This is a genomic window from Escherichia sp. E1130, from assembly GCF_005781065.1.
Classification (GTDB): domain Bacteria; phylum Pseudomonadota; class Gammaproteobacteria; order Enterobacterales; family Enterobacteriaceae; genus Escherichia.
The window spans coordinates 103,889-118,056 of the sequence record NZ_VATL01000005.1 but is presented as its reverse complement, the minus strand read 5'-3'; the positions used below and the strand labels follow the sequence as shown (position 1 = coordinate 118,056).

Annotated in this window: 11 protein-coding genes; 9 read left to right on the top strand and 2 right to left on the bottom strand. The window is 52.2% G+C overall.

Features of this window, described 5'->3' with window-relative positions; translation table 11 throughout:
* Positions 1 to 76 precede the first annotated feature (76 nt).
* Entirely contained in the window at positions 77 to 1,810 is a 1,734-nt protein-coding gene (gene ggt, locus FEK66_RS06270; RefSeq protein ID WP_135495246.1) for a gamma-glutamyltransferase, read from the top strand.
* Positions 1,811 to 1,870: 60 nt separating this feature from the next.
* Here ggt and yhhY read toward each other — a convergent pair whose 3' ends face one another.
* Positions 1,871 to 2,359, bottom strand: coding sequence for an N-acetyltransferase (yhhY, locus tag FEK66_RS06265; protein ID WP_130217728.1), 489 nt, complete (start codon positions 2,357 to 2,359; stop codon positions 1,871 to 1,873).
* Positions 2,360 to 2,829: 470 nt separating this feature from the next.
* Here yhhY and FEK66_RS06255 point away from each other — a divergent pair, with 470 nt between their 5' ends.
* The 5 genes from FEK66_RS06255 to gntU all read left to right on the top strand — a co-directional run bounded on the left by FEK66_RS06255 (position 2,830) and on the right by gntU (position 7,784).
* Complete coding sequence (locus FEK66_RS06255; protein WP_135408133.1) at positions 2,830 to 3,867, top strand: oxidoreductase; 1,038 nt, start codon at positions 2,830 to 2,832, stop codon at positions 3,865 to 3,867.
* Positions 3,868 to 3,989: 122 nt separating this feature from the next.
* Positions 3,990 to 4,685 carry a quercetin 2,3-dioxygenase gene (gene yhhW / locus FEK66_RS06250; protein WP_135495245.1) on the top strand — a complete coding sequence of 232 codons (696 nt, stop codon included), beginning with the start codon at positions 3,990 to 3,992 and terminating at the stop codon, positions 4,683 to 4,685.
* Between the two features lie 93 nt (positions 4,686 to 4,778).
* Positions 4,779 to 5,774 carry a gluconate operon transcriptional repressor GntR gene (gntR, locus tag FEK66_RS06245; protein ID WP_138211425.1) on the top strand — a complete coding sequence of 332 codons (996 nt, stop codon included), beginning with the start codon at positions 4,779 to 4,781 and terminating at the stop codon, positions 5,772 to 5,774.
* Positions 5,775 to 5,912: 138 nt separating this feature from the next.
* Complete coding sequence (gntK, locus tag FEK66_RS06240; protein WP_000108320.1) at positions 5,913 to 6,440, top strand: gluconokinase; 528 nt, start codon at positions 5,913 to 5,915, stop codon at positions 6,438 to 6,440.
* Positions 6,441 to 6,443: 3 nt separating this feature from the next.
* Positions 6,444 to 7,784, top strand: a complete 1,341-nt coding sequence (gene gntU, locus FEK66_RS06235) for a gluconate transporter (RefSeq protein ID WP_000210111.1) — start codon at positions 6,444 to 6,446, stop codon at positions 7,782 to 7,784.
* A gap of 56 nt (positions 7,785 to 7,840) precedes the next feature.
* Here gntU and yhgN read toward each other — a convergent pair whose 3' ends face one another.
* On the bottom strand, positions 7,841 to 8,434 hold the full coding sequence (gene yhgN / locus FEK66_RS06230; protein WP_138211424.1) for an NAAT family transporter YhgN: 594 nt from the start codon (positions 8,432 to 8,434) through the stop codon (positions 7,841 to 7,843).
* Between the two features lie 191 nt (positions 8,435 to 8,625).
* Between yhgN and asd the strand changes: the two genes are divergently transcribed.
* The 3 genes from asd to glgX all read left to right on the top strand — a co-directional run bounded on the left by asd (position 8,626) and on the right by glgX (position 14,157).
* Positions 8,626 to 9,729 (top strand): aspartate-semialdehyde dehydrogenase, encoded by a 1,104-nt coding sequence (asd, locus tag FEK66_RS06225; RefSeq protein ID WP_064527660.1) that lies wholly within the window; start codon positions 8,626 to 8,628, stop codon positions 9,727 to 9,729.
* 271 nt (positions 9,730 to 10,000) lie between these two features.
* Complete coding sequence (gene glgB / locus FEK66_RS06220) at positions 10,001 to 12,187, top strand: 1,4-alpha-glucan branching enzyme (RefSeq protein WP_130209043.1); 2,187 nt, start codon at positions 10,001 to 10,003, stop codon at positions 12,185 to 12,187.
* On the top strand, positions 12,184 to 14,157 hold the full coding sequence (gene glgX / locus FEK66_RS06215; RefSeq protein WP_135495244.1) for a glycogen debranching protein GlgX: 1,974 nt from the start codon (positions 12,184 to 12,186) through the stop codon (positions 14,155 to 14,157). The genes glgB and glgX overlap by 4 nt, the downstream gene beginning before the upstream one ends.
* Positions 14,158 to 14,168 lie beyond the last annotated feature (11 nt).

The window sequence follows — 14,168 nt, the reverse complement described above, 5'->3', positions numbered from 1 at the left end:
CGGCAAAACGATGATTAATTCAGAGTTATATACCAGGCTTAGCTGGGGTTGCCCCACACATAACTGGAGAATAACGATGATAAAACCGACGTTTTTACGCCGGGCGGCGATTGCAGCTTTGCTTTCAGGATGTTGTTTTAGTGCGGCAGCCGCGCCACCTGTTTCTTATGGTGTGGAGGAAGATGTCTTCCATCCGGTACGCGCAAAGCAGGGGATGGTGGCGTCTGTAGATGCTACTGCCACTCAGGTGGGGGTGGATATCCTCAAGGAGGGCGGGAATGCCGTTGATGCCGCCGTGGCGGTGGGCTACGCGCTGGCGGTAACGCATCCGCAGGCAGGGAATCTGGGCGGCGGTGGTTTTATGTTAATCCGCTCGAAAAATGGCAATACCACGGCTATCGATTTCCGCGAAATGGCGCCCGACAAAGCGACCCGCGATATGTTCCTTGATGATCAGGGCAACCCGGACAGCAAAAAATCACTCACTTCGCATCTGGCTTCCGGCACGCCCGGTACGGTAGCAGGTTTCTCGTTGGCGTTGGATAAATACGGCACCATGCCGTTGAACAAAGTGGTGCAACCGGCGTTTAAACTGGCACGCGATGGTTTTATCATTAACGACGCTTTGGCCGACGATCTCAAAACCTACGGGAGCGAAGTGCTGCCGAATCACGAAAACAGCAAAGCTATCTTCTGGAAAGAGGGCGAACCGCTGAAAAAGGGCGACAAGCTGGTGCAGGCGAACCTGGCAAAGAGCCTGGAGATGATTGCCGAAAACGGCCCGGATGAATTCTATAAAGGCACGATAGCGGAGCAGATCGCTCAGGAGATGCAGAAAAACGGTGGCTTGATTACGAAAGAAGATTTAGCCGCGTATAAAGCAGTAGAACGCACACCGATTAGCGGCGATTATCGCGGGTATCAGGTTTACTCCATGCCACCGCCATCTTCCGGCGGGATTCATATCGTGCAGATCCTCAATATTCTGGAAAACTTCGATATGAAGAAATACGGCTTTGGCAGCGCCGATGCGATGCAAATCATGGCAGAGGCCGAGAAATACGCCTACGCCGACCGCTCGGAATATCTTGGCGACCCGGATTTTGTCAAAGTACCGTGGCAGGCGCTGACCAATAAAGCCTATGCCAAATCCATTGCCGAGCAAATCGATAGCAATAAAGCGAAGCCATCCAGCGAAATTCGTCCTGGCAAGCTTGCGCCTTATGAGAGTAATCAAACTACCCATTACTCTGTAGTGGATAAAGACGGTAACGCGGTGGCGGTGACCTATACGCTGAACACCACCTTCGGTACGGGCATTGTCGCGGGTGAGAGCGGTATTTTGCTCAATAACCAGATGGATGATTTCTCCGCCAAACCGGGCGTGCCGAACGTTTACGGGCTGGTGGGTGGTGATGCCAACGCCGTCGGGCCGAACAAACGTCCGCTGTCGTCGATGTCGCCGACTATTGTGGTGAAAGACGGTAAAACCTGGCTGGTGACTGGTAGCCCTGGCGGTAGCCGGATTATCACCACTGTGCTGCAAATGGTGGTAAATAGCATCGATTATGGGATGAACGTCGCCGAAGCGACCAATGCGCCGCGTTTCCACCATCAGTGGTTGCCGGACGAGCTGCGTGTCGAGAAGGGGTTTAGCCCGGATACGATCAAGCTGCTGGAAGCAAAAGGTCAGAAAGTGGCGCTGAAAGAGGCGATGGGCAGTACACAAAGCATTATGGTTGGGCCTGACGGTGAGTTGTACGGCGCATCCGACCCGCGCTCGGTGGATGATTTAACAGCAGGGTACTAATATCTTAAGCCCTCTCCTGGTAGGTGAGGGCTTAAATGACAAACTTAGATTACAAATTCTCTATTTCACCCGCGCCATATAATACGCATCAACATATTCACCATTACGCAATGCGTACTTCTTGCCGGTCCCTTCAATCTCAAAGCCGAATTTTTTATAGACCTTAATTGCTGGCGCGTTATCGACGAACACCGTTAGTTCAATACGATCTACCCGCAACCAGTTGTCGCACATTTCAATCATCTCTCGCATCAGGGCGCTGGCGACGCCGCGATTCTTCCAGCGGGCGTCGACACAGATACCAAAATCGGCAACATGACTGCGGCGCGGGCGTTGCTGTACATCAATGGTGAGATGACCGACTACAGTTCCATCAATACAGGCGACAAGTTGCTTGATGCTGGGGCGATCGGCGAGTCGTTCCAGCCACATATGTTCTGAAGGATGAGGCACTTGTAGTGTGTTGTAATACACCTCCGGCTGGGCGTGGATATGCCGAATGGCCTCATAATCGCGCGTTTCTGCGTGGCGTATTACTATCTCACTCATTCCTCTGTCCTCTTTCGGGTAAATGTCCCTTTCAACATCATTGACTTTCAAATACGAGTCAAATGCATTTTTTTGCAAAAAGTGTTGGACAAGTGCGAATGAGAATGATTATTATTGTCTCGCGATCAGGAAGACCCTCGCGGAGAACCTGAAAGCACGACATTGCTCACATTGCTTCCAGTATTACTTAGCCAGCCGGGTGCTGGCTTTTTTTTTGCTTTCGTACTGGTTTGTTTGCCATTTTGTCCACGTGAAGTGTTCCTCGTGTTGAGACAAATGCAAAATTGCCTGATGCGCTACGCTTATCAGGCCTACAAACCGATGCCATTTTGTGTAGGTAAGGCGTTCACGCCGCATCCGGCATGATCAAAGTGCACTTTGCCAACAATCTGACGTACTGAAGCCCAGGCATAGGAACCGCGTCCGCTTTGCGCTAAGGTGTAAATAACCACCTTAAAAAGGACGAAATCATGGTCATCAACTGTGCCTTTATTGGCTTCGGCAAAAGCACCACCCGTTACCATCTGCCGTATGTACTTAACCGCAAGGATAGCTGGCATGTCGCGCATATTTTTCGCCGTCATGCGAAGCCGGAAGAACAGGCCCCCATTTATTCCCATATTCATTTCACCAGCGATCTCGACGAAGTATTAAACGATCCCGATGTTAAGCTGGTTGTCGTCTGCACCCACGCGGACAGCCACTTCGAGTACGCGGAGCGCGCGCTGGAAGCCGGGAAAAATGTACTGGTCGAAAAACCGTTCACCCCGACGCTTGCGCAGGCGAAAGAGCTGTTTGCGCTGGCGAAAAGTAAAGGGCTGACCGTCACGCCGTATCAGAATCGTCGTTTTGATTCCTGCTTCCTGACGGCGAAAAAAGCGATTGAAAGCGGCAAGCTGGGAGAGATTGTCGAAGTGGAAAGCCATTTTGACTATTACCGCCCGGTGGCAGAAACCAAACCTGGACTGCCGCAGGATGGCGCATTCTATGGGCTTGGTGTGCATACCCTGGACCAGGTTATCTCGCTGTTTGGTCGCCCGGATCACGTCGCTTATGACATCCGCAGCCTGCGTAATAAAGCCAATCCTGACGACACATTTGAAGCGCAGCTGTTTTATGGCGACCTGAAAGCGATCGTTAAAACCAGTCATCTGGTGAAAATCGATTATCCGAAATTTATCGTTCACGGTAAGAAAGGTACATTTATTAAATACGGCATCGACCAGCAGGAAACCAGCCTGAAGGCTAATATTATGCCGGGCGAACCTGGATTTGCGGCGGATGATTCGGTCGGTGTGCTGGAGTATGTCAATGACGAGGGCGTGACGGTCAGAGAAGAGATGAAGCCGGAGATGGGCGACTATGGACGTGTGTATGATGCGTTGTACCAAACCATCACCAACGGTGCGCCAAATTACGTCAAGGAATCTGAAGTTCTTACCAATCTGGAAATCCTTGAACGCGGTTTTGAACAAGCCTCTCCCTCCACAGTGACTCTCGTGAAGTAAGTTTGATGGCTCCTCGAATAGTTCAATTTTTTTGAACAGAGGGGTCAATTTTCACCCTCTATCATCCCAGGCAGATCGGGTCCACACTAAGCCCATCGAAATCATTCAGGGGGCGAATACAAATGATCTACTTACGCAAAGCAAATGAACGCGGTCATGCTAATCATGGCTGGCTGGACTCCTGGCATACTTTCTCTTTTGCCAATTATTACGATCCGAACTTTATGGGCTTCTCCGCGCTGCGCGTGATTAACGACGACGTGATTGAAGCAGGGCAGGGCTTCGGCACTCACCCGCATAAAGATATGGAAATTTTGACCTACGTGCTGGAAGGTACTGTTGAGCATCAGGACAGCATGGGCAATAAAGAACAGGTTCCGGCGGGCGAGTTCCAGATTATGAGTGCGGGTACGGGTATTCGTCACTCAGAGTACAACCCAAGCAGCACCGAGCGTCTGCACCTGTATCAGATCTGGATCATGCCAGAAGAAAACGGTATTACGCCGCGTTATGAACAGCGTCGCTTCGATGCCGTGCAGGGCAAACAGCTGGTGCTCTCGCCGGATGCGCGTGACGGTTCGCTGAAAGTGTATCAGGATATGGAACTGTACCGCTGGGCGCTGGTAAAAGATGAGCAGTCGATACATCAGATTTCCGCTGAACGCCGCGTCTGGATCCAGGTGGTGAAAGGTAATGTCACTATTAACGGCGTAAAAGCCTCGACCAGCGATGGTCTGGCGATTTGGGATGAGCAGGCGATTTCCGTCCACGCTGATAGCGACAGTGAAATCCTGCTGTTCGATTTACCGCCAGTCTAAATTTATCTCACAAACCTTCCTGAGGAATCAGGAAGGTTGTGATGCGTCCGTGGTAAACTAAAGGAATCTATCCCTTTTGTACCTTTCAGGACGATGAAAAAGAAAAGACCCGTACTTCAGAATGTGGCTGACCGTGTAGGCGTGACCAAAATGACGGTCAGCCGTTTTTTGCGTAACCCGGAGCAGGTTTCCGTCGCTCTACGCGGCAAGATTGCCGCCGCTCTTGATGAACTGGGCTATATTCCCAATCGCGCGCCCGATATCCTCTCTAACGCCACCAGCCGGGCGATTGGCGTCCTGTTACCTTCTCTCACCAACCAGGTTTTTGCGGAAGTATTACGCGGAATCGAAAGCGTCACCGACGCGCACGGTTATCAGACGATGCTGGCGCACTACGGTTATAAGCCGGAAATGGAGCAAGAACGCCTTGAATCGATGCTCTCCTGGAATATCGATGGCCTGATCCTTACTGAACGCACCCACACGCCACGCACCTTAAAGATGATTGAAGTGGCGGGTATTCCGGTGGTGGAGCTGATGGACAGCCAGTCGCCGTGCCTCGATATCGCTGTCGGTTTTAATAACTTTGAAGCGGCACGCCAGATGACTGCCGCTATTATTGCTCGCGGGCATCGACACATTGCTTATCTCGGCGCACGTCTCGACGAACGTACTATCATCAAACAGAAGGGATATGAGCAGGCGATGCTGGATGCAGGCCTGGTGCCATATAGCGTGATGGTTGAACAATCTTCTTCTTACTCTTCCGGTATTGAACTGATTCGTCAGGCGCGGCGGGAATATCCGCAGTTGGATGGCGTGTTCTGTACGAACGATGACCTGGCGGTCGGCGCGGCGTTTGAATGTCAGCGTCTGGGGTTGAAAGTTCCTGACGATATGGCGATTGCCGGTTTCCACGGTCATGACATTGGCCAGGTGATGGAGCCACGGCTGGCAAGTGTGCTGACGCCGCGTGAGCGGATGGGCAGCATTGGCGCTGAACGCCTGCTGGCGCGTATTCGTGGCGAAGCGGTGACGCCGAAAATGTTAGATTTAGGTTTCACCTTGTCACCGGGTGGATCTATTTAAGCCTACAAATTTGAAGTAGCTCACACTTATACACTTAAGGCACGGATGGATATTGCTTCTGATTTTGTCCGACCGGACAATGTTACCGATAACAGTTACCCGTAACATTTTTAATTCTTGTACTGTGGGGGCACCACTTTGAGCACGACTAACCATGATCACCACATTTACGTTCTGATGGGCGTCTCAGGCAGCGGCAAATCTGCGGTCGCCAGTGAAGTGGCGCATCAACTTCATGCCGCGTTTCTTGATGGCGATTTCCTCCATCCGCGCTGCAATATCGAAAAAATGGCGTCTGGTGAACCGCTGAACGACGACGATCGCAAACCGTGGTTGCAGGCGCTGAACGACGCCGCGTTTGCCATGCAGCGTACCAATAAAGTGTCGCTGATCGTCTGCTCTGCACTGAAAAAACACTATCGCGACTTGCTGCGTGAAGGTAATCCGAATCTCTCTTTCATCTACCTGAAAGGCGATTTTGATGTGATTGAAAGCCGCCTGAAAGCGCGCAAAGGCCATTTCTTTAAAACCCAAATGCTGGTGACGCAGTTTGAAACGCTGCAGGAGCCGGGTGCGGACGAAACCGATGTACTGGTGGTGGATATCGATCAACCGCTGGAAGGTGTTGTGGCAAGCACCATTGAGGTTATTAAAAAAGGCAAATAAGTAGTGACTACATTAACGCTTGTTTTAACAGCAGTAGGGTCTGTTTTACTGCTGCTGTTTTTAGTCATGAAGGCGCGTATGCACGCTTTCCTGGCTTTAATGGTGGTGTCCATGGGGGCTGGCCTTTTTTCCGGTATGCCGCTCGATAAAATCGCAGCGACGATGGAAAAAGGGATGGGAGGCACCCTCGGCTTCCTGGCGGTGGTTGTCGCCCTGGGAGCCATGTTTGGCAAGATCTTACATGAAACCGGCGCAGTCGATCAGATTGCCGTCAAAATGCTCAAATCCTTCGGTCACAGCCGCGCGCATTATGCCATCGGCCTTGCGGGGCTGGTCTGCGCGCTACCGCTGTTCTTTGAAGTGGCGATTGTTCTGCTGATTAGCGTTGCCTTCTCGATGGCGCGCCACACCGGTACGAATCTGGTGAAACTGGTAATCCCATTATTCGCAGGCGTGGCGGCAGCAGCGGCATTTCTGGTGCCTGGACCAGCGCCGATGCTGCTGGCATCGCAGATGAACGCCGACTTTGGCTGGATGATCCTGATTGGCCTGTGTGCGGCAATTCCGGGAATGATTATTGCCGGGCCGCTGTGGGGCAATTTCATCAGCCGTTACGTTGAGCTGCATATTCCTGACGACATCAGCGAACCGCATCTCGGCGAAGGCAAAATGCCGTCTTTTGGATTCAGCCTGTCGCTGATCCTGCTGCCGCTGGTGCTGGTAGGTCTTAAAACCATTGCTGCGCGTTTTGTACCAGAAGGATCCACTGCTTACGAATGGTTTGAGTTTATCGGTCATCCGTTTACTGCGATTCTGGTTGCTTGTCTGGTAGCAATTTATGGCCTGGCAATGCGTCAGGGCATGCCAAAAGATAAAGTGATGGAGATTTGCGGTCACGCGCTGCAACCGGCGGGGATCATTCTGCTGGTGATTGGTGCGGGCGGCGTGTTCAAACAGGTGCTGGTTGACTCTGGCGTAGGTCCGGCGCTGGGCGAAGCGTTAACCGGCATGGGCCTGCCGATTGCCATCACCTGCTTCGTGCTGGCAGCTGCAGTGCGCATCATTCAGGGGTCTGCCACCGTTGCCTGTTTAACGGCGGTGGGGCTGGTGATGCCGGTTATTGAACAACTGAACTACTCCGGTGCGCAAATGGCGGCACTGTCGATTTGTATCGCTGGTGGTTCGATTGTCGTCAGCCACGTTAACGACGCTGGTTTCTGGTTGTTCGGTAAATTTACCGGTGCGACCGAAGCCGAAACGCTGAAAACCTGGACCATGATGGAAACCATCCTCGGCACTGTTGGTGCCATCGTCGGGATGATTGCGTTCCAGTTGTTGAGTTAAGTCTGTTTGCCCGGTAGGTCTTACACTACCGGGCTCCTTCCTGGTAATGCCTCTCGTCACCCCTTCATCCACATCCGAATGCCGTCGAGGAACATCTGGGTTGCCATCATCACCAGAATCAATCCCATCAGGCGTTCCAGCGCATTCACTCCTTTCTCGCCCAGCAGACGTAAAAATAGCGATGACTGTAGCAGGATAACAAAGGTGCCGCCCCAGGCCAGCAGCAGCGCAATTACCAGATGCCCCATCTGATTCGGGTATTGGTGAGACAGCAACATTAATGTGGCGAGGATAGTCGGCCCTGCTACTAATGGGATTGCCAGCGGCACAATAAACGGCTCTTCACCTGCCGGAAGCCCACTGCTATTGCCTGAAGCACTGGGGAAAATCATCTTAATGGCGATCAGAAAGAGAATGATGCCGCCAGAAATGGAGACGGTTTCTGCCCGCAGGCTAAGAAATGCCAGAATTTTCTCACCCGCAAACAGGAACACCAGCATCACCATGAGAGCAATAAGCAACTCTCGCACCATGATTGCCCGACGTTTTTTCGGTTCTGTATGTTTCAGTACGGACATAAAAATAGGTAGGTTTCCGAGCGGATCCATAATCAAGATCAATAAAACTGCTGCAGAAATGATTTCATTCATAACTCAAGTTCCCTGATAATTGCCGTGGACTTTCTGCGTGCTACGAAAGCAGGATAAGTCGCATTACTGATGGCTTCGCTATCATTGATTAATTTCACTTGCGACTTTGGCTGCTTTTTGTATGGTGAAAGATGTGCCATGAGGACACCGGCACATATATACAGCACACATCTTTGCAGGAAAAAACGCTTATGAAAAATGTTGGTTTTATCGGCTGGCGCGGTATGGTCGGCTCCGTTCTCATGCAACGCATGGTTGAAGAGCGCGACTTCGACGCCATTCGCCCTGTCTTCTTTTCGACTTCACAGTCTGGTCAGGCTGCGCCTTCCTTCGGCGGTGCTTCTGGCACACTTCAGGATGCCTTTGATCTGGAGGCGCTGAAGGCTCTCGATATCATCGTAACCTGTCAGGGCGGCGATTATACCAACGAAATCTATCCAAAGCTCCGTGAGAGCGGATGGCAAGGTTACTGGATTGACGCAGCATCGTCTCTGCGCATGAAAGATGACGCCATCATCATTCTTGACCCAGTCAATCAGGACGTCATTACTGATGGATTAAATAAAGGCATCAGGACTTTTGTTGGCGGTAACTGTACCGTAAGCCTGATGTTGATGTCGTTGGGCGGTTTATTCGCCAATGATCTTGTAGATTGGGTTTCCGTTGCAACCTACCAGGCGGCTTCCGGCGGTGGTGCGCGACATATGCGTGAGTTGTTAACCCAGATGGGCCAACTGTATGGCCATGTGGCGGATGAACTCGCGACACCGTCCTCTGCTATTCTCGATATTGAACGCAAAGTCACGACTTTAACCCGCAGCGGCGAGTTGTCAGTGGATAACTTTGGCGTGCCGCTGGCGGGTAGCCTGATTCCGTGGATCGACAAACAGCTTGATAACGGTCAGAGCCGCGAAGAATGGAAAGGGCAGGCAGAAACCAACAAGATTCTCAACACATCTTCCGTTATTCCGGTAGATGGTTTGTGTGTGCGTGTCGGGGCGTTGCGCTGCCACAGCCAGGCATTCACCATCAAATTGAAAAAAGATGTGTCTATTCCGACCGTGGAAGAACTGTTGGCGGCCCATAACCCGTGGGCAAAAGTGGTTCCAAACGATCGCGAAATCACTATGCGTGAGCTAACCCCAGCTGCCGTCACCGGTACGCTGACCACGCCGGTAGGCCGTTTGCGTAAGCTGAATATGGGACCTGAGTTCCTGTCAGCCTTTACCGTGGGCGACCAGCTGCTGTGGGGGGCCGCGGAGCCGCTACGCCGGATGCTTCGTCAACTGGCGTAATGTTTATTCATTAAATTTGGGGCGTAATGCTGCCCCTTTTAGTGCGTAGTACAGGAGTAAGCGCAGATGTTTCATGATTTACCGGGAGTTAAGTAGAGCATTGGCTATTCTTTAAGGGTGGCGGGATACATACGTATTCAATGCCTTACCTGAAGTGAGGACGGCGTAGAGAGGATGCACAGAGTGCTGCGCCGTTCAGGTCAAAAAAATGTCACAACCAGATGTCAAAAATTAGTTGGATGGGGTGACACAATAAAACAGGAAGACAAGCATGTCCGATCGTATCGATAGAGACGTGATTAACGCGCTAATTGCAGGTCATTTTGCGGATCCTTTTTCCGTACTTGGAATGCATAAAACCACAGCGGGACTGGAAGTCCGTGCCCTTTTACCTGACGCCACCGATGTGTGGGTAATTGAACCAAAAACTGGACGCAAAGTCGCTAAACTGGAGTGTCTCGACTCTCGTGGATTCTTCAGCGGCGTCGTTCCTCGGCGTAAAAATTTTTTCCGCTATCAGTTGGCGGTTGTCTGGCATGGCCAGCAGAATCTGATTGATGATCCTTACCGTTTTGGCCCTTTAATCCAGGAAATGGACGCCTGGTTGTTATCTGAAGGTACCCACCTGCGCCCATATGAAACCTTAGGTGCGCACGCAGATACTATGGATGGCGTTACCGGCACGCGTTTTTCTGTCTGGGCGCCAAATGCCCGCCGTGTCTCGGTTGTTGGGCAATTCAACTACTGGGATGGTCGTCGTCACCCGATGCGCCTGCGTAAAGAGAGCGGCATTTGGGAACTGTTTATCCCTGGCGCGCATAACGGTCAGCTCTATAAATACGAAATGATTGATGCCAATGGCAATCTGCGTTTGAAGTCTGATCCTTATGCCTTCGAAGCGCAGATGCGCCCGGAAACCGCTTCCCTTATTTGCGGACTGCCTGAAAAGGTCGTGCAGACCGAAGAGCGCAAAAAAGCGAATCAGTTTGATGCGCCAATTTCTATCTATGAAGTTCACCTGGGGTCATGGCGTCGTCATGCAGACAACAACTTCTGGTTAAGCTATCGCGAACTTGCCGATCAGTTGGTGCCTTACGCTAAATGGATGGGCTTTACCCACCTCGAACTGCTGCCAATTAACGAACATCCATTCGATGGCAGTTGGGGCTATCAGCCGACAGGTTTGTATGCGCCAACTCGCCGTTTTGGCACTCGCGATGATTTCCGCTATTTCATTGATGCCGCCCACGCAGCAGGTTTGAACGTGATTCTCGACTGGGTGCCGGGTCACTTCCCGACAGATGACTTTGCACTTGCCGAATTTGACGGCACAAATCTGTATGAACACAGCGATCCGCGTGAAGGCTACCATCAGGACTGGAACACCCTGATTTACAACTATGGCCGCCGTGAGGTCAGCAATTTCCTTGTTGGTAATGCGCTGTACTGGATCGAGCGTTTTGGTATCGATGCGCTGCGCGTCGATGCGGTTGCTTCGATGATTTATCGTGATTACAGCCGTAAAGAAGGCGAGTGGATCCCGAACGAGTATGGTGGACGCGAGAATCTGGAAGCGATTGAATTCCTTCGCAATACCAACCGTATTATCGGTGAACAAGTTCCTGGTGCAGTGACGATGGCGGAGGAGTCTACCGACTTCCCGAACGTTTCCCGCCCGCAGGATATTGGTGGTCTGGGCTTCTGGTACAAGTGGAACCTCGGCTGGATGCACGACACTCTGGATTACATGAAGCTCGACCCGGTTTATCGTCAATACCACCACAATAAACTCACCTTCGGGATGCTCTACAACTACACTGAAAACTTCGTCCTGCCGCTGTCGCACGACGAAGTGGTGCACGGCAAAAAATCGATTCTCGACAGGATGCCTGGCGATGCATGGCAGAAGTTTGCCAATCTGCGAGCCTACTATGCCTGGATGTGGGCGTTCCCGGGCAAGAAACTGTTGTTCATGGGTAACGAATTTGCCCAAGGGCGTGAGTGGAACCACGATGCCAGCCTCGACTGGCATCTGCTGGAAGGTGGCGACAACTGGCATCACGGTGTCCAGCGACTGGTACGCGATCTGAACCATACTTATCGTCACCACAAAGCTCTGCACGAGCTGGATTTCGACGCCTACGGCTTTGAATGGCTGGTGGTGGATGACCATGAGCGCTCGGTGCTGATCTTTGTGCGTCGCGATAAAGAGGGTAACGAAATTATCGTTGCCAGCAACTTTACGCCGGTGCCGCGCCATGATTATCGCTTTGGCATTAATCAGCCAGGTAAGTGGCGTGAGATTCTCAACACCGATTCCATGCACTACCACGGCAGCAATGCTGGCAATGGCGGCGCGGTACATAGCGATGAGATCGCCAGCCACGGTCGTCAGCATTCATTGAGCCTTACTCTACCACCGCTGGCCACTATCTGGCTGGTGCGGGAGGGAGAATGACACAACTCGCCATTGGCAAACCTGCTCCCCTTGGCGCGCACTATGATGGCCAGGGCGTCAACTTCACGCTCTTTTCCGCTCATGCCGAGCGGGTAGAGCTGTGTGTGTTTGACGCTCAGGGCATAGAACACCGGTATGACTTGCCAGGACGCAGCGGCGATGTCTGGCACGGTTACTTGCCGGATGCTCGCCCGGGTTTGCACTATGGGTATCGCGTACATGGCCCCTGGCAACCTGCCGTGGGGCATCGCTTTAACCCGGCGAAGTTGTTGATTGATCCTTGCGCGCGGCAAATTGAGGGTGAGTTTAAAGATAACCCGCTGCTGCATGCAGGCCATAATGAACCTGATTATCGTGACAACGCCGCCATTGCGCCGAAATGCGTGGTGGTGGTCGATCACTATGACTGGGAGGATGATGCCCCGCCGCGCACGCCGTGGGGCAGCACCATCATTTATGAAGCCCATGTCAAAGGATTAACCTATCTGCATCCGGAGATCCCGGTTGAGATCCGCGGCACCTATAAAGCGCTCGGCCATCCGGTGATGATCAACTATTTAAAACGGTTGGGTATTACCGCACTGGAACTGTTGCCAGTGGCGCAGTTTGCCAGTGAACCGCGCCTGCAACGTATGGGGCTAAGTAACTACTGGGGCTACAATCCGGTGGCGCTGTTTGCGCTGCATCCGGCATATGCCAGCTCGCCCGAAACGGCGTTGGACGAATTCCGCGACGCAGTGAAAGCCCTGCACAAGGCGGGTATTGAAGTTATTCTCGACATCGTACTCAACCACAGTGCGGAACTGGACCTGGACGGCCCGGTATTCTCACTGCGCGGGATCGACAACCGTAGCTATTATTGGATAAGAGAAGACGGCGATTATCACAACTGGACCGGCTGTGGTAATACGCTCAATCTGAGCCATCCGGCGGTAGTGGAGTACGCCAGCGCCTGTCTACGCTACTGGGTGGAAACCTGCCACGTTGATGGTTTCCGCTTCGATCTCGCAGCAGTCATGGGGCGAACACCGGAGTTTCGTCAGGATGCGCCGCTGTTTACGGCTATCCAGAATTGCCCAGTGCTTTCGCAAGTGAAGTTGATTGCCGAACCGTGGGATATCGCGCCAGGTGGTTATCAGGTGGGCAATTTCCCACCGCTGTTTGCCGAGTGGAATGATCATTTCCGCGACGCCGCACGCCGTTTCTGGCTGCACTATAACTTGTCGCTGGGTGAGTTTGCCGGGCGTTTTGCCGCCTCCAGCGATGTTTTTAAACGTAATGGCCGTCTGCCGAGCGCTGCGATTAATCTCGTTACTGCGCATGACGGTTTTACGCTTCGCGACTGCGTTTGTTTCAACCATAAACACAATGAAGCAAATGGAGAGGAAAATCGCGACGGGACCAACAACAATTACAGTAACAATCATGGTAAAGAAGGGTTAGGCGGTACTCTTGATTTGATTGAACGGCGGCGCGACAGCATTCACGCCCTGTTAACGACGTTGTTGCTCTCCCAGGGTACGCCGATGTTACTGGCAGGTGATGAACATGGTCACAGCCAGCATGGCAATAACAATGCCTACTGTCAGGATAACCAACTAACGTGGTTGGACTGGTCGCAGGCAAACAGTGGGTTAACGGCGTTTACCGCCGCGTTAATCCATTTGCGCAAGCGCATTCCTGCTTTGGTAGAGGATCGCTGGTGGGAAGAAGGCGATGGCAATGTCCGTTGGCTGAATCGATATGCTCAACCTTTAAGCTCGGATGAGTGGCAAAACGGGCCAAAGCAGCTGCAAATTTTGCTTTCGGATCGTTTTTTGATCGCAATAAACGCCACGCTTGAGGTAACAGAGATTGTTTTACCTGCTGGGGAGTGGCACGCCATTCCCCCATTCGCTGGAGAGGATAACCCAGTGATTACGGCTGTCTGGCCGGGACCTGCACACGGATTGTGTGTGTTCCAGAGATGATAAAAAAGGAG